At 64.7% G+C, this 20,190-nt stretch carries 22 protein-coding genes and 4 tRNA genes; 20 read left to right on the forward strand and 6 right to left on the reverse strand.

The window, feature by feature from the left end; all coding sequences use genetic code 11:
* Window positions 1-76 precede the first annotated feature (76 nt).
* The 3 genes from mgtE to ACW177_RS07875 all read right to left on the reverse strand — a co-directional run bounded on the left by mgtE (window position 77) and on the right by ACW177_RS07875 (window position 1,961).
* Window positions 77-1,495 (reverse strand): magnesium transporter, encoded by a 1,419-nt coding sequence (mgtE, locus tag ACW177_RS07865; RefSeq protein WP_492028014.1) that lies wholly within the window; start codon window positions 1,493-1,495, stop codon window positions 77-79.
* A gap of 65 nt (window positions 1,496-1,560) precedes the next feature.
* Window positions 1,561-1,645 (reverse strand) — tRNA-Leu (locus tag ACW177_RS07870).
* Window positions 1,646-1,760: 115 nt separating this feature from the next.
* On the reverse strand, window positions 1,761-1,961 hold the full coding sequence (locus tag ACW177_RS07875; RefSeq protein ID WP_373997434.1) for a FliM/FliN family flagellar motor switch protein: 201 nt from the start codon (window positions 1,959-1,961) through the stop codon (window positions 1,761-1,763).
* A gap of 116 nt (window positions 1,962-2,077) precedes the next feature.
* Here ACW177_RS07875 and lipB point away from each other — a divergent pair, with 116 nt between their 5' ends.
* The 4 genes from lipB (at window position 2,078) to ACW177_RS07895 (ending at window position 5,600) form a co-directional block, all read left to right on the forward strand.
* Complete coding sequence (lipB, locus tag ACW177_RS07880) at window positions 2,078-2,794, forward strand: lipoyl(octanoyl) transferase LipB (RefSeq protein ID WP_492028015.1); 717 nt, start codon at window positions 2,078-2,080, stop codon at window positions 2,792-2,794.
* Window positions 2,795-2,919: 125 nt separating this feature from the next.
* A complete protein-coding gene (locus tag ACW177_RS07885) occupies window positions 2,920-4,404 on the forward strand; it encodes a hypothetical protein (RefSeq protein ID WP_492028016.1) in 1,485 nt (494 codons plus the stop codon).
* A gap of 74 nt (window positions 4,405-4,478) precedes the next feature.
* A complete protein-coding gene (gene msrB / locus ACW177_RS07890) occupies window positions 4,479-4,973 on the forward strand; it encodes a peptide-methionine (R)-S-oxide reductase MsrB (RefSeq protein WP_492028017.1) in 495 nt (164 codons plus the stop codon).
* A 48-nt stretch (window positions 4,974-5,021) separates the two neighbouring features.
* Window positions 5,022-5,600 (forward strand): hypothetical protein, encoded by a 579-nt coding sequence (locus tag ACW177_RS07895; RefSeq protein WP_492028018.1) that lies wholly within the window; start codon window positions 5,022-5,024, stop codon window positions 5,598-5,600.
* A gap of 86 nt (window positions 5,601-5,686) precedes the next feature.
* Here the strand turns inward: ACW177_RS07895 and ACW177_RS07900 are convergent, their stop codons facing one another.
* Together ACW177_RS07900 and ACW177_RS07905 are read right to left on the reverse strand one after the other, a co-directional pair.
* The gene (locus ACW177_RS07900; RefSeq protein WP_492028019.1) at window positions 5,687-7,657 is read right to left on the reverse strand and encodes a HAMP domain-containing methyl-accepting chemotaxis protein; all 1,971 of its coding nucleotides are present in this window, start codon (window positions 7,655-7,657) and stop codon (window positions 5,687-5,689) included.
* A 270-nt stretch (window positions 7,658-7,927) separates the two neighbouring features.
* A tRNA-Thr gene (locus tag ACW177_RS07905) sits at window positions 7,928-8,002 on the reverse strand.
* A gap of 110 nt (window positions 8,003-8,112) precedes the next feature.
* Between ACW177_RS07905 and ACW177_RS07910 the strand changes: the two genes are divergently transcribed.
* The 14 genes from ACW177_RS07910 (at window position 8,113) to ACW177_RS07975 (ending at window position 16,792) form a co-directional block, all read left to right on the forward strand.
* Entirely contained in the window at window positions 8,113-8,310 is a 198-nt protein-coding gene (locus ACW177_RS07910) for a hypothetical protein (protein WP_492028020.1), read from the forward strand.
* Between the two features lie 103 nt (window positions 8,311-8,413).
* Window positions 8,414-9,706, forward strand: coding sequence for a UDP-N-acetylglucosamine 1-carboxyvinyltransferase (gene murA, locus ACW177_RS07915; RefSeq protein WP_492028021.1), 1,293 nt, complete (start codon window positions 8,414-8,416; stop codon window positions 9,704-9,706).
* Complete coding sequence (locus ACW177_RS07920) at window positions 9,706-10,191, forward strand: DUF2948 family protein (protein ID WP_492028022.1); 486 nt, start codon at window positions 9,706-9,708, stop codon at window positions 10,189-10,191. Before murA ends, ACW177_RS07920 begins: the two co-directional genes overlap by 1 nt.
* Window positions 10,188-10,655, forward strand: coding sequence for a UPF0262 family protein (locus ACW177_RS07925; protein WP_492028023.1), 468 nt, complete (start codon window positions 10,188-10,190; stop codon window positions 10,653-10,655). Before ACW177_RS07920 ends, ACW177_RS07925 begins: the two co-directional genes overlap by 4 nt.
* A 103-nt stretch (window positions 10,656-10,758) precedes the next feature.
* Entirely contained in the window at window positions 10,759-10,977 is a 219-nt protein-coding gene (infA, locus tag ACW177_RS07930; RefSeq protein ID WP_008261544.1) for a translation initiation factor IF-1, read from the forward strand.
* On the forward strand, window positions 10,978-11,559 hold the full coding sequence (locus ACW177_RS07935; protein WP_492028024.1) for a Maf family protein: 582 nt from the start codon (window positions 10,978-10,980) through the stop codon (window positions 11,557-11,559).
* On the forward strand, window positions 11,556-12,590 hold the full coding sequence (locus ACW177_RS07940; RefSeq protein ID WP_492028025.1) for a ribonuclease E/G: 1,035 nt from the start codon (window positions 11,556-11,558) through the stop codon (window positions 12,588-12,590). The genes ACW177_RS07935 and ACW177_RS07940 overlap by 4 nt, the downstream gene beginning before the upstream one ends.
* 3 nt (window positions 12,591-12,593) lie before the next feature.
* A complete protein-coding gene (locus ACW177_RS07945; RefSeq protein ID WP_492028026.1) occupies window positions 12,594-12,758 on the forward strand; it encodes a DNA gyrase inhibitor YacG in 165 nt (54 codons plus the stop codon).
* Between the two features lie 63 nt (window positions 12,759-12,821).
* Window positions 12,822-12,897: transfer RNA gene (locus tag ACW177_RS07950), tRNA-Phe, on the forward strand.
* Window positions 12,898-13,443: 546 nt separating this feature from the next.
* Window positions 13,444-14,331 carry a MotA/TolQ/ExbB proton channel family protein gene (locus ACW177_RS07955; protein ID WP_492028027.1) on the forward strand — a complete coding sequence of 296 codons (888 nt, stop codon included), beginning with the start codon at window positions 13,444-13,446 and terminating at the stop codon, window positions 14,329-14,331.
* A gap of 5 nt (window positions 14,332-14,336) precedes the next feature.
* The gene (locus tag ACW177_RS07960; protein WP_492028028.1) at window positions 14,337-14,771 is read left to right on the forward strand and encodes a biopolymer transporter ExbD; all 435 of its coding nucleotides are present in this window, start codon (window positions 14,337-14,339) and stop codon (window positions 14,769-14,771) included.
* A 14-nt stretch (window positions 14,772-14,785) separates the two neighbouring features.
* Window positions 14,786-15,499 (forward strand): energy transducer TonB, encoded by a 714-nt coding sequence (locus ACW177_RS07965; protein WP_492028029.1) that lies wholly within the window; start codon window positions 14,786-14,788, stop codon window positions 15,497-15,499.
* Between the two features lie 131 nt (window positions 15,500-15,630).
* Window positions 15,631-15,707, forward strand: a tRNA-His gene (locus ACW177_RS07970).
* A 98-nt stretch (window positions 15,708-15,805) separates the two neighbouring features.
* Window positions 15,806-16,792, forward strand: a complete 987-nt coding sequence (locus tag ACW177_RS07975) for an aldo/keto reductase (protein ID WP_492028030.1) — start codon at window positions 15,806-15,808, stop codon at window positions 16,790-16,792.
* A 75-nt stretch (window positions 16,793-16,867) separates the two neighbouring features.
* On the opposite strand, the gene ACW177_RS07980 is transcribed toward ACW177_RS07975, so the two are convergent.
* The gene (locus ACW177_RS07980) at window positions 16,868-17,290 is read right to left on the reverse strand and encodes a DUF2147 domain-containing protein (protein WP_492028031.1); all 423 of its coding nucleotides are present in this window, start codon (window positions 17,288-17,290) and stop codon (window positions 16,868-16,870) included.
* Between the two features lie 204 nt (window positions 17,291-17,494).
* Here ACW177_RS07980 and ACW177_RS07985 point away from each other — a divergent pair, with 204 nt between their 5' ends.
* Together ACW177_RS07985 and exaC are read left to right on the forward strand one after the other, a co-directional pair.
* Window positions 17,495-18,469: a GAF domain-containing protein gene (locus ACW177_RS07985; RefSeq protein WP_492028098.1), complete on the forward strand. Its 975-nt coding sequence runs from the start codon at window positions 17,495-17,497 to the stop codon at window positions 18,467-18,469.
* Window positions 18,470-18,603: 134 nt separating this feature from the next.
* On the forward strand, window positions 18,604-20,121 hold the full coding sequence (gene exaC, locus ACW177_RS07990) for an acetaldehyde dehydrogenase ExaC (protein WP_492028032.1): 1,518 nt from the start codon (window positions 18,604-18,606) through the stop codon (window positions 20,119-20,121).
* The last annotated feature ends 69 nt before the right edge of the window (window positions 20,122-20,190 follow it).

Here is a 20,190-nt window from a genome sequence, read left to right on the forward strand (position 1 = left end):
CCCCAAAGCGAGACGGCGGCGCGGCTTGTACCCCCCGTCCAGCAAACATGGGGCCAGCAAACATGGGGCCAGATTTTTACAACAGAACCATGGTGGCGAGACCCAGGAAGATCAGAAAGCCGAAGAAATCGGTCGTTGCGGTGACGAACACGGCCGACGAGACGGCAGGGTCGAACTTCAGCTTCGACAGGGTCAGCGGCGTCAGCACGCCGATACAGGCCGCGACCAGCAGATTTAGAATCATGGCCGCCCCGATCACCAGACCGATCTTCCAGTCCTCATGGCGGAACCAGAAGCCAGCCGCGATGCCGATCAGGGGCGCCAGGATCAGGCCGTTCGCCAAGCCCACGGCCAATTCGCGCAGGAAGGTCCGCATGGCGTTGGCAGAGTTCAGTTCGCGCGTCGCCAAGGCGCGCACGGTGACGGTCAGGGCCTGGGTTCCGGCGTTGCCGCCGATGGCCGAGACGATGGGCATCAGCACCGCCAGAGCGACGATCTGCTGGATGGTGCCTTCGAAAAGGCCGATCACGCTGGCGCCCAGGGCCGCCGTCGCCAGGTTGATCGCCAGCCAGGGCACGCGGCCGCGCACGATCTCGGACACGGACGAGCCGCGGTCCTCGTCGGCGACACCGGCCAGACGCAGGATGTCCTCGCGGTTCTCTTCCTGAATGATGTTGACGATGTCATCGACGGTGATCTGGCCCACCAGCCGCCCGGCCGCGTCCACGACCGGGGCCGAGATCAGGTGGTATTTCTCGAAGATGTAGGCGACCTCTTCCTGGTCCTGATCGACGGCGATCTCGTTGATCGGCTCCATCAGGTCGGCCAGGGCCGCACTGCGGGGCGCGCGCAGAAGGCTGCTGATCGGCACGCCGCCGACGGGGCGGTTCAGCGGATCGACCACATAGATGTCGAAGAACAGCTCCGGCAGGTCGTCGCCCTGTTTGCGGATATGGTCGATGGTGTCGCCCACGCTCCAGAACTGGGGCGCGGCCATCACCTCGCGTTGCATCAGGCGGCCGGCGGACTCTTCATCATAGCCCAGGCTGCTTTCGATCGCGGCGCGATCGACGTCGGGCATGGCGGCCAGGACGCGTTCGCGCTGGTCGTCCTCCAGATCCTCGACCACGGCGGCGGCGTCGTCGGAATCAAGTTCCTGAAGCGCTTCGGCCAGGGTTCCGTGCGGCACCCGTTCCAGCACCTCTTCGCGGATCCCGTCGTCGAGTTCCGGCAGGGTCTCGGCCAGCAGTTCCGGCGGCAGCCACAGCACCACGACGGCGCGGTGTTCCGCTGTCAGGAAGCCCATCAGGTCGGCGACATCGGCGGGGTGCAGGTCTTCCAGCAACGAGCGCAGCCGCATGCCGTCGCCGTCGTCGGCGGCGTCCACGACTTTTTCGACGAATTGAGGGGTGAGGACATAGTCCTCGTCCAGGGCGGCGTGGTCTTCGATATCAGGCGCTTCGGCTGGAGCGAAGGCGGAGTCCGTGGTGTTCACGTGGTCGCCTCCCTTGGTAGAATGTCCAGCCGTAGTTAGCCGATGAATCGCCCTGTTTAGCCAGATGGTGCGGTCGAGAAGACTCGAACTTCCACGGGTTGCCCCACAGCGACCTCAACGCTGCGCGTCTACCAATTCCGCCACGACCGCTCGCATCGGAGCGGCGGCGAATAGACGAAGCCGCCGGAAAAGGAAAGAGGAATTGAACGCGGTGTGGCGCATGAAATGCGGCGCGGAAAATCGCGGCCCCGTTCGACGCAGGAAGTCAGGCCGAGCCGGCCATGAAGTCGTAGAGATCGGCCGGGCGCGTGACGGTGATGGCGATCCGGTCATCGCGAATCTCGATCTCGCCGCGCGCGACCGGGTGGTTGTTCGCCAGGATCCAGACTTCTTCGCCCTCGGCCGCGTCCAGGGGAATCACGGCGCCGCGACCCATCCGCAGCAGTTGGGACATCGGCAGCACCATACGGCCCAGAACCACTGAGATTTCGACATCGACGGCGTTGATCTGGGACACAGGTGCTCTCTTTCACTGCGAGGTCGTCACTTGCGCAAACGCCTCGCGCTGCACATTGAAGCCTTATGCTTGCCGACCCGTTAAGTCCTGACCTTTCGAAGCTGCGCCGTGACGATGATCGACCCGTCGAATGGGCCGTGTCGTCTGGCTATGTCGATTACGCCGCAGCCGAGGTCTTCATGGAGGCGCGCGTCGCCGCCATAGCGGCGGGGGAGGCGGGCGAGATGGTGTGGCTGCTGGAGCATCCGCCGCTTTATACGGCCGGGGTTTCGGCGCGGGACGAGGACCTGCTCGACGCGGCGCGGTTCCCGGTCCACCGGACCGGTCGAGGCGGGCAGTTCACCTATCACGGGCCCGGCCAGAGGGTCGCCTATGTGATGCTGGACCTGAACCGGCGTGGGCGCGATGTACGGAACTTTGTCCGCGGGCTGGAACAGTGGCTGATCGGCGGCCTGGGGCAGTTCGGGGTCAAGGCGGACGTGCGCGACGGCCGCGTCGGCGTCTGGGTCGAGCGCAAGGGCGCCGGATGGGCGCGCGAGGACAAGATCGCCGCCATCGGCGTCAAGGTGCGCAAATGGGTCAGCTTCCACGGGGTCAGCCTGAACGTCGAGCCCGATCTCGGCCATTTCGGCGGCATCGTGCCCTGCGGCATTCAAGAGCACGGAGTGACCAGTCTGGTCGATCTGGGCGTGCTGGCGACGATGGATGAGGCGGATGCGGCGCTGAAGACCAGTTTCACACGCCTCTTCGGCTCTGTGGTGGAGGCGCCGCCGCCCCTCTGAGATCGGCCCGGCTGACGCAAACGGTGTGACATTTGGGCGAAAGGGCGGCGGCGGGGGTTGGCAAGCGTGGGAGGCTTAAGGTTTAACGACTGCGCCAAGCTCATCGCCCAAGCCCAGGAGCCTCCATGAAACGCCTGCTCGCCGCCACCTCGGCCGCCGTCCTGTCCCTGACCCTGGCCGCCGGCGCCGCCTCGGCCCAGGATTTCCGCGCCCTGGCGCAGCAGGACCTCCAGACGGTCCATGACACCCTGGCCGCCAACCATCCCGCCGCCGTCGTGCCGGGCGCGCCCAGCGAGGCCTTCCGCGCCTGGATCGACACGGGTCTGACCGACGCCATGTCGAAAGTGGGTCGCGTCAACAGCGGCGACAGCCACGCCTATCTGCTGCGCTATTATGCAAACGGCTTCCGGGATTCGAACATCTCGGTCAGCCCGACCTACGAAGGGCTCGGCCCGTTCTTCGCTATCGGCTGGTCGGGCGTCACCATGGCGTGGCGTGACGGAAAATATGTCGTCGCCAATGTGAAGCCCGGCGTCCGCAATGCGCCGCCGGTCGGGTCGGTTCTGATCGACTGCCTGGGCAAGAGCGCCGCCGATGTGGCCGCCGAACGTCTGGATCGCTGGGAAGGCGACCTGACGACCGAAGCCGACCGGGTCCGCACTGCGCCCTATCTGCTGTGGAACCGCAACAATCCCTTCACCGGCGGCATGCCGACCTTGTGCAACTTCCAGACCGGACGCCGCACCAAGGAATACCAGCTGCAAAACCAGCCGGTGGACGTCGCCGCCGTGGAAGCCGCCTATCGCGCCACCGTCTACACCCCTGGCGCGACGCCGCTGGCCATAGAGACCGTAGACGGCCGCCCGTGGCTGCATGTTCACACCCTGGGCGACGCTGCCGATTTCAACGCCTTCTACGCCGCCGTCGATGCTCAACTGGGCGCCATTCGTGGACCGCAGGGTTTCGTCATCGATCTGCGGGGCGCCAATGGCGCGTCGTTGAACGCGACGGGCCGTGGCTATGTTCTGGCCAACCATATCTGGACGCCGGAATTCACCGTCAGCCGCCAGCCTGAAGCGGGCTCGATCACCTACCGCGCCACCCCGGCCAACCGTCAGTGGTTCGCCGACACCCTGGGCCGGATGCAGGCCGATCCGCGCTTTGTTCAGGAATCGGGTGCGGTGATCCAACAGACCGAGGCCATCGTCGCCGCCTTCGACTCGGCCCTGCAAGCCGGTCAGGCCACCTTCACCCTGCCTGGCCGCGCGTCTGTGCCGGACACCGGCGTTGCCAATCCGGTCGCTGGGCCGGTGATCGTTTTGGTGGATGGAGGCTGCACCAGCGGCTGCCTTGACACGCTGGACCTGCTGACCCGCCTGCCGAACGTGCGTCTGGCGGGATCGACCACGGCCGAGGACACGATCTTCATCGAGCCGACGGTTCAGCGGCTGCCGTCGAACTATGCGGACCTGACCTATGGCCACAAGGCCTGGATGACCCGTCAACGCGGCAATAACGCCCCCTTCGTTCCGGCGCAGGGCCTGGCCTACACCGGCAATCCGACGGATGAAGCGGCCGTTCGGTCCTGGGTCGCGACGCTGTTCCAGTAAAATCGTCCGCTAGATGCGGGCTATGGGGGCGGGCAGGGGTGGAACCTCGGCCCGCCCCTTCTTATTTCAGGTCCATGACCGATCTTGCCCCGCCCTTTGACAGCCTCCGCTCGCCTTCCGGCTATGACCTGACCCCGCCGGATGAAATGGAACGCGCCCGGCTGGAGGCTGACCTCAATCCCGAGGAAAAGCGGGTTCTGCTGTCGCATGGCACCGAGGCGCCCTTCTGCGGCACATTGCTGGGCGAAAAGCGCGCCGGCGTCTTCTGCTGCCGGGAGTGCGGCCTGCCCCTTTTCAAGAGCGGGACCAAGTTCGAGAGCGGGACCGGCTGGCCCAGCTTCACCGAGCCGGTCGATCCGGCCCATGTCCACGAGATCCGCGACACCAGCTACGGCATGGTGCGGATCGAGACCCAGTGCGCGCGCTGTGGCAGCCACCAGGGCCATGTCTTCCCCGACGGCCCGCCGCCGACCGGAAACCGCTATTGCATCAACTCGGTCGCCTTGAGTTTTGTCGCAGCGGGGGAGCCCTTGCCGGACCCATTGCGACGGGGCGACGGAAACGCCTGACCTTGGCCCTATTCGCCGTGCTAGGATGATGTTGAAGGGAGACGGCGCATGTTGATCGCAGGATTATTGGCCGCCATGACCATGGCGGCTTCGGACGGGGATCCGGACGGCGTGGTCACCACCGCGCCTTCCAACGCCTCTACCGTGGCCCAGGCCATGACTGCTGCGCCCGAAGCCGCGGCGACGGCGCCGACGGCGCAGGACGCCCAGCCGCACGGCCTCACGACCGAACAACAGATCCAGCATTGGTTGGATAGCCGAACCCCTGGCGCCAGCTTCGATGAGGCCTCTGCCGCTGATCTCCAGGACGACCGTCAGGTGCATGGAATGGTCGAGGCGGGTATCGGCACCGGCGGGTACCAATCCTACGCCGCCGCCGTTTCGATGCCGATTGGAGAGAACGGCAGGCTGGATCTGGCTTATCGCGAGGGACGCAACGAACCTTGGGGTTATGGCTATGGCGGTTATGGCCTGCGCGGGCCGGGCTTCTATTCGCCCTATGGCAGGGCGCGCGGTTACGGCGCCGATTCGACCAGCAAATCCCTGTCGCTGGGGTTCAGCTGGAGCAAGGATAAGGACGCGGACGAGCGCGATCCTTGGCGGCTTGGACTGTCAGCTTACGACTGAGGTTAAAAATAGTCCGTCGTTCTGACCAAAGGTCGATCAAGCTCAAGCTAGGTTGAAATACCAGGGACCGGCGCGACGCGCAGGCCTTAGAATTCGTCCCAATCTTCAGTCTTCAGAGCCATGTTGCCTACGACGCTCGGGAGCTTGGGCGCTTTGGCGGGGCGAGGTCGTGACCTAGTCTGGGCCTGGGTCTGAGCAACGCTGGAAGGGCCGGTTTGGTCGTTTTCCGATTGAGCGGCGGCGTGGCCATTGCCAACCTTGAAGCGCGACATCAGATTGTCCAACCCATTTGCCTCGTGCCGGAGAGAATGCGAGGCGGCGGTGGATTCCTCGGTCATGGCCGCGTTCTGTTGCACCATCTGGTCCATATCGTTTACGGCGGTATTGACCTGCGTGAGGCTAGAGGCCTGTTCCTGGGCCGAAGCGCTGATCTCGGAGACCAAGCCGTCGATGGAGGCGAACTGGTCAAGAATTCGCGTCAGTCTGTCGCCCGATTCCGCGACAAGAGCCACCCCCTGACTGACTTGCTGGCTAGAGGCCGAGATCAAACCTTTGATCTCTTTTGCGGCCTCAGCGGACCGTTGCGCCAGCGCCCGAACCTCTTGCGCTACGACGGCGAATCCGCGGCCGGACTCGCCCGCGCGTGCCGCCTCCACGCCAGCATTTAGCGCCAACAGGTTGGTCTGGAAGGCGATTTCATCGATCACGCCGATGATCTGCGTGATTTCTGTTGACGACTTCTCGATCTGCCCCATTGCCGCGATGGCCTTGCGCACCACGTCGCCTGACGCCTGGGCGTCGCCCTGGGCCGAGGCCACGACCTGAGACGCCAACTGGGAGCCGGAGGCGGTGCGTTTTACTGTCACCGTGATCTCTTCAAGAGCAGCGGCGGTTTCTTCCAAGGAGGCCGCCTGTTGTTCCGTGCGTTTGGACAGATTGTCGGAGGCCGAAGCGATCTCGTCCGAACCGGCTCGAATAGCCGAGACATTTACGATGACGGCGGCCATGGCTTCGCTCAACTGACGGACTGCACCGTTGAAGTCTTGTTGCAGCTTCACGTAGTGGGGCGGGAAGGTCTGGCGCAGTTGCACCGTCAGATCGCCTCGGCTGACCGCTTCCAAGCCCGATGCAAGGGCTTCTACCACGGCGGCTAGGTGTTGAGCGGCTTCTTCGGACAAAAGCTGGTTTTGGCGGCGTTCCGACTCTGCGGCCTGGCGGGTCGCGTTGGCCTCGGCTTCCAGGCGCAGATTTTCAGTCGCGGCGTCGCGAAAAACCACAACCGCATCTGCCATTTCGCCCAGTTCGTCACGCTGCCCAACGGTAGGGATCTCTACAGCCAGATCACCCTGCGAAAGACGGCGCATTGCTGCAGCCATTGCCTGTATTGGCCCGGAGACCTTGGCGAGAATGAAGTGCGTCGAGAAAATGAGGAGGACGATGGCGAAGAGCGCGATTCCGCCAATCAGCCACATCGAGGTTTCGAAGGCCTTGGTCGCGGCCCGCCCCTCGGCCCGAGCGACGCGGGTTTGCAGATCGACCAGAGAACCGACGCTGGCGGTCACAGGGTCGATGGCTGGATAGAGTTGCTGGTCGGCAAACGTCGCCAGAGCTGCCGTGTCGCCGCCTCGTAAAATGACCTCAAGTCGAGCAATTGCGGCGTCGGCTGCCGGTAGATCGGTGGTCGTCTTGTTCACCAGAGCCTGTTCTTCAGGCGTCATGCGAGTGCTCTTGTAGGCGGCCCAATGCTCGCTGATCGCTGTCTTGGCGGCAGTCACGCTTTCCTGCGCCTGGATCGGGGTCATCGCTCCGGCCCGGGTCTTGTGAACCGTATCAACGATATTGACGGCATACATGTCGCTGACGATCTTCAGCTGCTGCATCGGCACAACCCGATCCGCAATGATCGACTGTATGCGTTGATCGACTTGGCTTTGCGTCACCCAACTGGTCGTCCCGACAGCCAGCATGCCAATCCCTAGCGCGCCTAAGCAGGCGAGAAGCCGGCCTTTGATAGTTACCTTCATAATTTCCTCGATGCGAAACAGCGTGGTACGCAACGACGAGATTAGATAGGGAGAATATCCTTATTTTTCTTGTTCGCGTTTGATTAAGGAAAGATTGGATAACGCGTCAGGAATTACACGCTTAATTCGAATTAATATTCTAAGTGCGCCGTGTCTCAAGTGCCGCGCATTTTCTTGTAGTGAGGCTTTGTCGGCCGAAGAATGCGCGAAACACCATGCGGACAAATGTCCGAATGCAGAAGCCAGACTGGGGGGGGGCAGATGCGGGCGGGCTATGAAAAGCCCGCCACGCAAGGTCTCAGATGGTGCCGCCGGGGGGAATCGAACCCACGACCTCAGCCTTACCAAGGATGCGCTCTACCACTGAGCTACGGCGGCCCCGACTGAGGAAGCGGCCGTATAGCCAGAGGCTTCCGGGGAGGGAAGCGCTTTTTTGACGATCTGAAAGAAAGTTTGGACACAGCCCCTGATCACGGCATTCTACGGCCATGACTCGCCCCCCGCACGACGCCGATACCCCGCCTGCCGCGCCCGTCGCTGCACCCTCTGCCGAATCGACCGCGCCGTCGGAGGTGGAACGGGCCAGGGCCGAACGGGCGATCCGGCTGGCCTCGGCCCTGCGCGCCAATCTGAAACGGCGCAAGGCGCCGGCCCGCACCCCGGCGACGCCTAAAGACAGCAACTGAAAGTCATCGGCTCGCGCCCGCTCCGCCCTTTGGCAAGCGCGCGCCGGCTTGCTAGAGAACCATCCCCCCGAGGCGTTTCCTTCGGGCGCGCTTCAAGGACGTCATGGACAGTATCGCCATTCAGGGCGGCGCCCAGCTTTTCGGGGATATTCCCGTCAGCGGCGCCAAGAACTCCGCCATCAAGCTGATGGCCGCCTCGATCCTGACGGATCAGCCCCTGCTGCTGACCAATATGCCGCGCCTGGCGGACACGCGGTTCCTGGGTCAACTGCTGCGCCAGTTCGGCATTGAGGTGACCGAGCGTGACGGCGCAGACGGGCAGGAGAGCCTGTTCCACGCCAAGGATCTGACCTCCACCTTCGCCCCCTATGATCTGGTCCGGCAGATGCGGGCCTCGTTCAATGTGCTGGGGCCGCTGCTGGCCCGCACCGGCGAGGCCAAGGTGTCGTTGCCCGGCGGTTGCACCATCGGCGCGCGCCCGGTGGACCTGCACCTTCAGGCTTTGACGGCCCTCGGCGCCGAGATCGAGCTGGAAGAGGGCTATGTCACCGCCAAGGCCCCGTCCGGCCTGAAGGGCGCCGAGATCGAGTTTCCGTTCGTCTCGGTCGGCGCGACCGAACACGCCCTGCTGGCGGCCGTGCTGGCCCAGGGGACGACGGTTTTGCGCCGGGCCGCGCGCGAGCCTGAAATCGGCGACCTGGCCCGCTGCTTGACCGCCATGGGCGCGAAGATCGAGGGTATCGACACCGACGTCCTTACTATCACCGGCGTCTCGTCGCTGAACGGCACGACCTGGTCGGTGATTCCCGACCGAATCGAGATGGGCTCCTACGTCGTCGCCGCCGCCATGGCGGGCGGCGAGGTGCGCCTGACTAAGGCGCGGGCCGAGCTGATCTGCGCCCTGACCGACAAGATGATCGAGGCAGGGGTCGAGGTGTCGCCCACCGGGGACGGCGTGCTGATCAAGCGCGATCCGAAGGTTCGGTTGCAGGCAGTCGATATCGAGACAGCCATCTATCCCGGCTTCGCCACCGATCTGCAGGCCCAGTTCATGGCCCTGATGACCACGGCCGAGGGCGTGAGCACCGTCCGCGAGACCATTTTCGAGAACCGGTTCATGCATGTGCCGGAGCTGGCGCGACTGGGCGCCGAGATCTCCGTCCATGCGGGCGAGGCCCATGTCCACGGCGTCGAGGTGCTGCACGGCGCCCAGGTCATGGCCACCGACCTGCGGGCCTCCATGTGTCTGGTCATCGCCGGCCTGGTCGCTCAGGGCGAAACGACCGTTGGACGCGTCTATCATCTGGATCGCGGTTTCGAGCGTTTGGAAGAAAAGCTCGGCGCGTGCGGCGCGGATATCCGGCGGATCAAGGGTCAAGACGATGGGATGGGGTGATGAGCACTGAGATCGACGGCGTCATTCCCGAAGCCAAGGCGCCGGTCGAGCCGCTGCGCCTGCTGGCGGAGGACGCCGACGATTTGCAGATCATCTCGGCGGCGCTTCAGGACGCCATCCTGCGGCCTGTGGACATCGTGTGGGAAAAGCAGGCGCGCACCCTGACCATCGCCTTCAGCCGGTTCTGCTGGGAATGCGGCGGGACGCGGGTGATGTGCGCCATGCAGTTCGGCGACGTCATGGCGGTCAAGAGCCGGCGCCTGTCGCGCAGTCCCGACGCGTCGCTGGAACTCTTGGCCTTGGACTTCGTGCCGGCCGAGGCGCCGGGCGGACGCGTGATTCTGATGTTCGCCGGTGGCGGCGATCTGCGGATCGACGTCGAATGTCTGGACGCCGTGGTCACGGACATCTCCGAGCGGTGGCCGGCGCGGGTCGCGCCAACCCATCTCGACGCCCCTGAACTGGATGAAGGGAATGCGGCATGAGCGGTCCCCACAGGCTGGCCTCGGTCGAACTGGACACGGTCACCCTGCCGGCGGCGACGGCGGAGATCGAGCATGAGCGCCGCGTGGCCATCTTCGACCTGGTCGAGAAGAACAGTTTCGAACCCGTGGGGGCCGAGGGCGGCCCGTATCGGCTGAAGCTGTCGTTGCAGGACAATCGGCTGGTGTTCGACATCGACGGCGAGGGTTTCACTCGCACCTACGCCATCAGTCTGACGCCGCTGAAGAACGTCATCAGGGACTATCTGCTGATCTGCGACAGCTATTATGAAGCCCTGCGCGGCTCGTCCCCCAGCCAGATCGAATCGGTCGACATGGGCCGGCGTGGCCTGCACAACGAAGGCGCCGAGCAGCTGAAGGCGCGGTTGGACGGCAAGATCGTGGTCGATCACGAGACCGCGCGGCGGCTGTTTACGCTGCTCTGCGCCCTCTACCGTCGCGGCTGACCTCGACTATCTCTGCGTTTTCGGGCATTAGGCCCGTCCATTCCGCCCCTCGCGCCCGCCCGGCGTGGGGTCGAACGCATATTCAACGGGCGCGAGAGGCCGCATGGCTAAGGAAGAACTGCTCGAGTTTCCCGGCACCGTCAGCGAACTGCTGCCGAACGCCACCTTCCGCGTGACGCTCGAGAACGACCACGAGATCATCGCCCACACCGCTGGCAAGATGCGCAAGAACCGCATCCGCGTGCTGGCAGGCGACAAGGTCCTGGTGGAAATGACCCCCTACGACCTGACCAAGGGTCGCATCACCTATCGCTTCAAATAAGTGAGCGCGGGTCGTCCCGAACTGGTGCTGGCTTCGGCCAGCCCGCGCCGCATCGAACTGCTGGCGCAGGTCGGGATCACGCCCGACCATATTGATCCTGCCGATATCGACGAGACGCCGCTGAAGGGCGAAACGCCGACGCGCCTCGCCGAACGACTGGCGACCTCCAAGGCCCAGGCTGTTGCGGCCCGGCGTGCGGACGCCGTGGTGATCGCCGCCGACACGGTCGTGGCGGTAGGACGGCGTTTCCTTGAGAAGGCCGCCGATGAGGCGGAGGCGAGGCGGTTTCTGAAACTGCTGTCCGGGCGCAATCACCGCGTTTTCACAGGCGTAGCGGTGGTGCGCGACGGCAAACTGTCTTCGCGGGTCAACGAGACGCGCGTGACCTTCAAGCCGCTGTCGGACCATGAGATCTCCGCTTACGTCGCCACCGGCGACTGGCGCGGCAAGGCCGGTGGTTACGGCATCCAGGGGCCGGCCGGCGCTTTCGTTCAGCGAATCGTCGGCAGCCATCCATCCGTGATGGGGCTGCCGCTCTACGAGGCCGTCCAACTGCTGCACGGCGTCGGCTGGCGGGCATGAGCGGCGGGGTCGAGGTCTTCCTCGACGAGATGCCGGGTGAGACCCGCGGCGCCGTCCTGCGCGACGGGCGCTATACGCATCTGCTGATTCAGCGCGAAACGGACCTGCCTCAGCACCGCCTCGGCGCCCGGTCCGTCGGGCGGGTGACGGAGATCAATCCGGGCCTGCGCGGTGCATTCGTCGATCTGGGCGCGGGTCCGCCCGCCTTTCTTCCCTTTCCGCGCAACGACCGCCTGACACAGGGCGAGCGGCTGGAAGCCGTCGTCCTCGCCGAGCCGCGCGCGGGCAAGGGGCCCGTGCTGCGTCGCCTGGGGCCAGGGGAGGGGGCGTCTCGCCTGTTGGAGCCCGCGCCGACCGTCGCCGAACAACTGCGCGCCATTGCTGGCGACGACAGCCTGATTACCGGTCTGGCCGCCATCGATGCGGTGACGGAGGCGGAAGAGGAGGCTTTGGCCGCTCGTCATGTCTTCGCCGCCCAGGGAATCGATCTGGCCGTCGAACGGACGCGCGCCCTGGTCGCGGTCGATATCGACTATGCGCCCGTGGTCGGCCGTGATCCGAAACAGGCGAGGGCGGCGGCGAATCGCGAGGGGGTGAAGCAGGCCGCGCGGCTGATCGGCCTGCGCCGATGGGGCGGTCTGGTCGTCGTCGATCTTGTCGGAGACGGCCAGGACGCGGCCGCTGGCGACAAGGCGGCCCGCGCCGCCTTCGCTCATGAGCCTCAAGCCGTGTTCGGCCCCATCAGCCGGTTCGGCCTGCTGCAGTTGTCCCTGCCGTGGCGCCTGACCCCAATTGACGAGATTCTGTTCGACACCGGTCGCCGTCCGTCGGTGCAGACCGAGGCCTTGGCCCTGGCGCGCCGGCTGCGGCGGCGGCTCTTGTCGGATACTCGGTCCCCGCGCGTGACGGTGCGGTGCTCGGCCGAAGAAGCGGCTGTGCTCACGCCGCTGGCGGGGCGATTAGGTCCGCGCGCCGCCGTGCGGGCGGACGCCGCCCTGGCCCGCGGGTGTGGCCTTCTGGAAGAGAGTTGAGTGATGAGCACCTGTCCCATCTGCCGCAAGGCCGAGCCCGACCCCAAATATAAGCCCTTCTGCTCGCGACGCTGTTCCGAGGTTGATCTTCAACGCTGGTTCACCGGCGCCTACGCCATTCCGGCCGCGCTGGACGAAGGCGCCGAAGATGATGGTGAAAAGGACTGAAACGACGCTGGACAGGCCGAAAAGCCTCGCCTATAGACCCGCCTCTCGCGACGCCGCGTCGGCGCCTGGATAGCTCAGCTGGTAGAGCAGCGGATTGAAAATCCGCGTGTCGGTGGTTCGAACCCGCCTCCAGGCACCATCTTTTATTTGGCCGAGAAAACCCCGCCTCATACTGTCTTGCAGGTCGTCGTTCGCCGACCGAGCGCCTCGTGTCGCCATCTGCCCTGGATCTTGGGGAACGGATGATCCGGGAATCGGTCTCGCCGAAGTAAAAAACTGCGCGGGATAGCTCTTTCGAACAAGGTTGCGCCAACTGCTTCAAATTCATCACATAAATGTCGCGGTTAGGCGGCGGCTGCGCTGACGGCGGCAAAATATGACGGATCTTCGTGCCTTGGGGGAAATCCCGCTCTTGTCCCTTGACGCTCCGGTAAGGGTTCGCCAAAGGGGTTAGGACGCTCTCCCACAAAGGCGTCAGACGGATTCTCAGGAGGCGCGTTCTCCCACGGTTCGGACATCGGAGGCGGTACGGGTGACCGGACGCGTCTCTATCCAAGAATTCAGCGACCGATTGATCCCGATGGGACATTGGACGCTGAAGGAAACATTTCAGGTTGGGGGGCGGCTCTTTGACACGGCCGCACCTTTGGTTCCACGAGTCAGACCAAGCAGGAACTGGCGAATTATGCTGAACAGCAAAAAGACGAACATCATTCTCGCCATGGCCGGCGCCGCCGTGCTGATGGCGAGCTCGCCGGTTCTGGCCCAGGCCCCGGCCGAGCCGACCCCGGCGGCCGCACCTGCGGCGACCCCGACGGCCATGGCTCCGGCCGCCGACGCGGCGAACCCGGAAAGCATGAACGAAGCCGTCGGCGGCGGTCACGGCGGCGGCATCACGCCGATCTCCATGTTCATGGAAGCCACGGTGATCGTTAAGGTCGTCATGACCGGCCTTCTGCTGGCCTCGATCCTGTCGTGGACGCTGCTGCTCATTAAGATGTTCGAGTTCGGCGCTCTGAACCGCAAGACCGACACCTTCCTCGAGAACTTCCGCGGCGCCCGCACCATCGCGGACATGCGCGCCGTCTCGACACAGGAAGAGTTCGACGGCAACCCGCTGGCCGATATGGCCGCTGCGGCGACCGAAGAAATCGAAATGTCGCGTCAGGCCGGTCTGTCGGTCACCGGCGACCACCTCGACACCGCCATGGCTCGCGCCCAAGCCGCCGTCACCGCCGTTCAATCCGGTCTGGCCCTGCGCCTCTCGGGCGGCCAGCAGTTCCTGGCTTCGGTCGGTTCGATCGGTCCGTTCGTCGGTCTGTTCGGCACCGTTTACGGCATCATGAACTCCTTCATCGGCATCGCGGAATCCAACACGACCAACCTGGCCGTCGTTGCTCCGGGTATCGCTGAAGCCCTGCTGGCTACCGGCATCGGCCTGTTCGCCGCTATCCCGGCCGTCGTCTTCTACAACTACTTCAACACCCGCATCGCCGCCTACGGCACCCGCGCCGACGGCTTCTCCGCTGAGCTGCTGAACGGCATCTCGCGTCAGCTCGACAAGGGGGCGTAAGACGGATGGCCGCCAAGATTAAATCGGGCGGCGGCGGCAACAAGGTTGAGGCCAACAGCGATATCAACGTCACGCCTTTCGTTGATATCATGCTGGTCTTGCTGATCATCTTCATGGTTGCGGCTCCGCTCGCCTCCGTGTCGGTGCCGGTAGAGTTGCCGATCGCCGTCGCCAAGGCGGCCCCGAACCCGCCCAAGCCGGTCTATATTTCGATCCAGAACGACGGCGACGTCTTCGTGGGTGACTTCCAGACCGACGTCGGCTCTCTGGGCGATGATCTGCTGAAGCAGATCGGGTCCCGGAATCCGGCGGATGAGCGGATCTTCATTCGGGGCGACCAAAACACCCGCTATGGCGACTTCATGCAGGTCATGAACGCCTTGCAGGACAACGGCTTCTACAGCGTTGCACTGGTCGGCGAAGACCAGGCGACGAGCTAGAGTGCGGAGATAGTATGACAGACGTCGCATATCATCGCAGTCGTTACGACGTACCCAAGAAGAAGGGCTTCATGGGGGTTTCCTACCCCGTACTGATCGCCTGCCTTGTGGTCGTCACCCTCCTGTTCGCCCTGCTGATCTTCTTCCTTCAGCAGTCGAAGTTCAAACTTAAGGAGTTCAACTACGTCGACGAGTCCGTCGAGGTCGAGTTGGTCGAGCCGGTGCCGCCGCCTCCGCCGCCTCCGCCCCCGCCGCCTCCGCCGACGGATCAGCCGCCGCCGCCGAAGCTTCAGGTGCGCGTCCCGGCCCCGATCCCGAACGTCGTGCCTCCGCCGCCGGTGAACATTACGCCGACGCCGAAGGAAGAACGGGTTGAGTACAAGGGGCCGCCGGTGAACATCCCCGGACCGCCGCCGCCTCCGGCTCCGCCGGCGCCGCCGCGTCCCCCGGTGATTTCGAACCCCCGGATTACGCGTCAGCCCGATCTGAGCCGCTTCTATCCGGATCGCGCGCTTGAGCGTGAGATCACGGGGCGGACTGTGTTGGAGTGTCAGGTTGAGACCAATGGTTCGCTGACCAACTGCACCGTGGTCAGTGACACGCCCGCCGGCGCTGGTTTCGGCCCAGCCGCTCTCAGGGCGATACGTACTATGCGGATCGAGCCCGCCATGCGCGACGGTCAGCCCGTCGTCGGGCGCGCGACAATCCCGATTAACTGGCGCTTCTAAGCCAGTTATATTGAATGGAATGAGGGGCCCCGGTGGATACCGCCGGGGCCTCTTCTTTGTTCGTGCGGACGTCAGAAATCATTTGATCACCAGACGCAGGCCCGGTAGAGAACGCGCCTCGCGATGCGCGGGCCGCCTTAGCTCAGTTGGTTAGAGCGCCGGTTTGTGGAACCGGAGGTCCTCAGTTCAAGCCTGAGAGGCGGTACCATCGTTCGACGCGGCAGGGCTTGCGGCCCGCCGCCTTAACGACCATCTGAAGCTCCGTCGGCGGCGTCGCCGATCCCCCACATCGATAGGAGAGCGCAGATGAAGACGCGCAAGCTGGGTCCAAACGGTCCCGAGATCTCGGCCATCGGCCTGGGCTGTATGGGCATGAGCGCCTTCTATGGCGGCGCAGATGAAGCCCAATCCCTATCGGTCATCCATCGCGCGCTCGACCTGGGCATCACCCTGTTCGACACGGCCGAGATGTACGGCCCCCATACCAACGAGGTTTTGGTCGGTCAGGCCCTGAAGGACCGGCGCGACCAGGCCTTCATCGCCACCAAGCTCGGCATCAACTACAATGCCGACCGCTCCAAGCTATTGGTCGACGGCAGCCCCGCCAATGTGCGCCGCGCCATCGAGGGCAGCCTGCAACGCCTGGGAGTCGATCATGTCGATCTCTACTATCTGCACCGGGTCGATCCCGATACGCCGATCGAAGAGACGGTCGGGGCGATGGCGGAACTGGTCCAGGAGGGAAAGGTCCGCTTCCTGGGTCTGTCTGAGGCTGCGCCCGAGACACTGCGCAAGGCTCATGCCACCCATCCGATTACGGCCCTTCAGACCGAGTATTCGCTGTGGACGCGCGATCCGGAAGATGAGCTGTTCGCGGTGACGCGTGAGCTGGGCATAGGCTTCGTGCCTTATAGTCCGCTGGGACGGGGCTTCCTGTCGGGAGACATCAAGTCGGTCGATGATCTGGCCGCCGACGACTTCCGCCGCACCAATCCGCGCTTCATGGGCGAGAACTTCCAGAAGAACCTGGATCTGGTCGAGGCGGTGAAGGCCATCGCCGCCGACAAGGGCGTTACCGCCGCCCAACTGGCCTTGGCCTGGGTTTTGGCCCAGGGCGAGGATCTGGTTCCGATTCCCGGCACTCGTCGTGTCGCTACGCTGGAGCAGAACGCCGCCGCCGCGGACGTTGTCCTTACGACGGAAGATCTGGCGCGCATCGACGCCGTCTTTCCCAAGGGCGCCGCCGTCGGGCACCGCTACGCCGAGGCGGCGCGCGCGGCGCTGAACCGCTGAGACCGGGTCAAACCCAGGCATAAAAAGGCCCGGCCGGATCGCTCCGGCCGGGCCTTCATTTCGTCTGACGGCGGATTACTGGACGCGGGTCCAGGTCTGGGTCTTGCATAGGGGGGCGACGACGCAGCCGCGCAGGTTCAGGCTGTTGTCGCCCGTCATGGTGATGGTGCCGCGATAGGTGCGGCCGTCCGCCGGGTTATAGACCGAGCCGTTGCGCCATTCGGTCGGACCGCCGGTGAAGCCCGTCAGCATGGGCAGGTTGCGCAGCGTGCGGTTCCGCAAGGCGGCGTCGCGATTATGCTCGTCGCGGGCGTTGGCGTCGGCCCGGATATGGTTGGACGTCACCAGGGTTCCGCACAGGGCTTCGCCACAGCGTGAAATCCGAACCTGACCGCCGTTGGTCGGGGTCTGCCACAGGCCGGTCGGATCGCCGGCAAGGGCGGGGGAGGCGAAGGTCGCCGCGACAGCCGCAGCAGCCAGAATGAGCTTGATCTTCATGGTCGTTCCCTTTGCTCGGGCCGTGTCGGCGACCCGTTAAGACGCAAGGTGATCCGGGTTTCCGTTTAAAACAAGGCTGAACTCGCCGGCTAAGCCTTAATGAAAACCGTACCTTAGGGAAGCTTTCGAAGGCGATTGCCGCGGCGCATTGACCTTGTCGCGCGCCAAGCGTCTGATCAGACGAAACAAGCCTTGGGAGACACCATGGGCGAGCGGCCGGGAAACGACCACGGAAGCCTTATCAAACAGACGCTCGATGACGGCGTCGGGCCGGCGCGTTCGGCCTTGGCGGCGTCATGGCGGCGGTCGATGTCGCTGTACGGACTGGATCCCGAGGACGGAGGGGGACCCAATACCCTGACAGAGGCGCAGTTGCGGGAAGCGCGGCAGGCGATGGAGCCGATGACGCGGGCCGCGCAAGGGGTGCTGGATCGGCTGTTTCTGGCGGTCGGCGATACCGGTTGCTGCGTCCTGTTGACCAATGCCGACGGGGTGCCGCTGGAACGGCGGGGCGCGGCGGCGGATGATGAGACTTTTCATCGATGGGGCCTTTGGCCGGGCGCCATATGGTCTGAAGCGGTCGAGGGCACGAACGGCATCGGCACGGCCTTGGCCGAGCATCGCCCCCTGACGATCCACAGGGACCAGCATTTCCACACGCGCAACACGGCCCTGAGCTGCACCAGCCATCCGATCCATGATCACCTCGGGCGTTTAGCCGGCCTGCTGGACGTCTCGTCCTGCCGCGCTGATGCGACGGAGAGTATGCTGGGGCTGATCGCGGCGGCGGTGGCGGATGCGGCGCGGGCTATCGAAGCCCAGACCTTCCGTCAGGCCTTTGCCCAGGCGCGGATCGTGCTGGCCGGCGATCCCGGCGAACGGAACACGGCGGCCTTGTTGGCGGTGGACCGGGACGATCTGGTGATCGGCGCCACCCGCGCCGCCCGCCTGGCTCTATCCATCACCGACGAGCGGATCGCGGCCCAACTGGCGGCCTCCGAGGTGCTGGGGGCGGGGGCGGTCGCGGCGGAACTGCTTGAGGCTGAGCGGGGTGCGGTGCGTCGCGCCCTGGCGCGGAGCAAGGGCAATGTCTCTGCAGCCGCGCGAGCATTGGGCGTCAGTCGCGCGACCCTGCACCGCAAGCTGCACCGGCTGGGTCTGGCCGGTGAAGCTCATTGAGCGGACTGTCGCAAGTCTGCGACAGGTTTGCACCGCACCATAAGCGGCCCGTCTGGCGAATTGCCCGGTCGAGGACGAGCTTCTGATCCCAACGACGTCGGTAAGCGACGCCCGAGGGACCCTAGGAGTGTTTCATGACCAAACCCGAATTCGCGCGCGCCGTGACCCCCAAGTTCAAGGCGCGCTATGACAACTTCATCGGCGGACAGTGGGTCCCGCCGGTCAATGGCCGCTATTTCGAGAACACCTCCCCGGTGAACGGCCGCGTCCTGTGCGAAGTCGCACGCTCGGACGCGGCCGACGTCGAACTGGCGCTGGACGCCGCTCACGCCGCCAAGGATGCGTGGGGCAAGACCAGCGTCGCCCAGCGCGCCGTCATCCTGAACAAGATCGCCGACCGGATCGAAGCCAATCTGCAAGCCGTCGCCGAGGCCGAGACTTGGGACAATGGCAAGCCGGTGCGTGAAACCCTGGCCGCCGACATCCCCCTGGCCATCGACCACTTCCGCTACTTCGCCGGCTGTATCCGCGCGCAGGAAGGCGGGATCTCGGAGCTGGACAACGACACGGTCGCCTATCATTTCCATGAGCCGCTGGGCGTGGTCGGTCAGATCATCCCGTGGAACTTCCCCATCCTGATGGCGACGTGGAAGATCGCGCCGGCCCTGGCGGCGGGCAACTGTATCGTCATGAAGCCGGCGGAACAGACCCCGGCCTCGATCCTGCTGCTGATCGAGCTGATCCAGGATCTGCTGCCGGCAGGGGTGCTGAACATCGTGTCGGGCACGGGCGCCGAGGTGGGCGAGCCGCTGGCCACCAATCCGCGGATCGCCAAGATCGCCTTCACCGGTTCGACCGCAGTCGGCCAGAAGATCATGGAGTACGCGACCCAGAACATCATTCCGGTGACGCTGGAGCTGGGCGGCAAGTCGCCGAACATCTTCTTCAAGGACGTGATGGACGCCGACGACGCCTTCCTGGACAAGGCGCTGGAAGGCTTTGCGATGTTCGCCCTGAACCAGGGCGAGGTCTGCACCTGCCCCAGCCGGGCCCTGATCCACGAGGACATCTATGAGGCCTTCATCGAGAAGGCCATCGCCCGGGTCGAGGCCATCGTCCAGGGCGACCCGCTGGACCCCGCGACCATGATCGGCGCCCAGGCCTCGGCGCAGCAGTTGAAGAAGATCCTGAGCTATCTGCAGATCGGCAAGGACGAAGGCGCCCAGTTGCTGACCGGCGGCGATCAGGCGGAGCTGAAGGACGATCTGGCCGGCGGCTATTACGTCAAGCCGACCGTGTTCAAGGGCACCAACGACATGCGGATCTTCCAGGAGGAGATCTTCGGTCCCGTCCTGGCCGTGACGACCTTCAAGACCTTCGAAGAGGCGATGGAGATCGCCAACGACACCGAATACGGCCTGGGCGCCGGGGTGTGGTCGCGCGACATGAACACGGCCTATCGCGCCGGTCGGACCATCCAGGCCGGGCGGGTCTGGACCAACTGCTATCATCAGTACCCGGCGCATGCGGCCTTCGGTGGGTACAAGAAGTCGGGCATCGGGCGGGAGAACCACCGGATGATGCTGGACCATTATCAGCAGACCAAGAACCTGCTGGTCAGCTATAGCCCCGACAAACTGGGCTTCTTCTGATCTGCATCAAGGATGGCCGGTCTAGGATCGGCCATCCTGTGATCGCTCTCTGATCCGTCTGTCCGGAGA

Source organism: Brevundimonas sp. AVps23W (genome assembly GCF_058681395.1).

Excerpts from the sequence above, each read along its gene's own strand:
- ACW177_RS07875 (WP_373997434.1), bottom strand. The coding sequence starts at position 1,961 with ATGGTGCTGCCGATGTCCCAACTGCTGCGGATGGGTCGCGGCGCCGTG.
- lipB (WP_492028015.1), top strand. The coding sequence starts at position 2,078 with ATGCTTGCCGACCCGTTAAGTCCTGACCTTTCGAAGCTGCGCCGTGAC.
- ACW177_RS07885 (WP_492028016.1), top strand. The coding sequence starts at position 2,920 with ATGAAACGCCTGCTCGCCGCCACCTCGGCCGCCGTCCTGTCCCTGACC.
- msrB (WP_492028017.1), top strand. The coding sequence starts at position 4,479 with ATGACCGATCTTGCCCCGCCCTTTGACAGCCTCCGCTCGCCTTCCGGC.
- ACW177_RS07895 (WP_492028018.1), top strand. The coding sequence starts at position 5,022 with ATGTTGATCGCAGGATTATTGGCCGCCATGACCATGGCGGCTTCGGAC.
- ACW177_RS07910 (WP_492028020.1), top strand. The coding sequence starts at position 8,113 with ATGACTCGCCCCCCGCACGACGCCGATACCCCGCCTGCCGCGCCCGTC.
- murA (WP_492028021.1), top strand. The coding sequence starts at position 8,414 with ATGGACAGTATCGCCATTCAGGGCGGCGCCCAGCTTTTCGGGGATATT.
- ACW177_RS07920 (WP_492028022.1), top strand. The coding sequence starts at position 9,706 with ATGAGCACTGAGATCGACGGCGTCATTCCCGAAGCCAAGGCGCCGGTC.
- ACW177_RS07925 (WP_492028023.1), top strand. The coding sequence starts at position 10,188 with ATGAGCGGTCCCCACAGGCTGGCCTCGGTCGAACTGGACACGGTCACC.
- infA (WP_008261544.1), top strand. The coding sequence starts at position 10,759 with ATGGCTAAGGAAGAACTGCTCGAGTTTCCCGGCACCGTCAGCGAACTG.
- ACW177_RS07940 (WP_492028025.1), top strand. The coding sequence starts at position 11,556 with ATGAGCGGCGGGGTCGAGGTCTTCCTCGACGAGATGCCGGGTGAGACC.
- ACW177_RS07945 (WP_492028026.1), top strand. The coding sequence starts at position 12,594 with ATGAGCACCTGTCCCATCTGCCGCAAGGCCGAGCCCGACCCCAAATAT.
- ACW177_RS07955 (WP_492028027.1), top strand. The coding sequence starts at position 13,444 with ATGCTGAACAGCAAAAAGACGAACATCATTCTCGCCATGGCCGGCGCC.
- ACW177_RS07960 (WP_492028028.1), top strand. The coding sequence starts at position 14,337 with ATGGCCGCCAAGATTAAATCGGGCGGCGGCGGCAACAAGGTTGAGGCC.
- ACW177_RS07965 (WP_492028029.1), top strand. The coding sequence starts at position 14,786 with ATGACAGACGTCGCATATCATCGCAGTCGTTACGACGTACCCAAGAAG.
- ACW177_RS07975 (WP_492028030.1), top strand. The coding sequence starts at position 15,806 with ATGAAGACGCGCAAGCTGGGTCCAAACGGTCCCGAGATCTCGGCCATC.
- ACW177_RS07980 (WP_492028031.1), bottom strand. The coding sequence starts at position 17,290 with ATGAAGATCAAGCTCATTCTGGCTGCTGCGGCTGTCGCGGCGACCTTC.
- ACW177_RS07985 (WP_492028098.1), top strand. The coding sequence starts at position 17,495 with ATGGGCGAGCGGCCGGGAAACGACCACGGAAGCCTTATCAAACAGACG.
- exaC (WP_492028032.1), top strand. The coding sequence starts at position 18,604 with ATGACCAAACCCGAATTCGCGCGCGCCGTGACCCCCAAGTTCAAGGCG.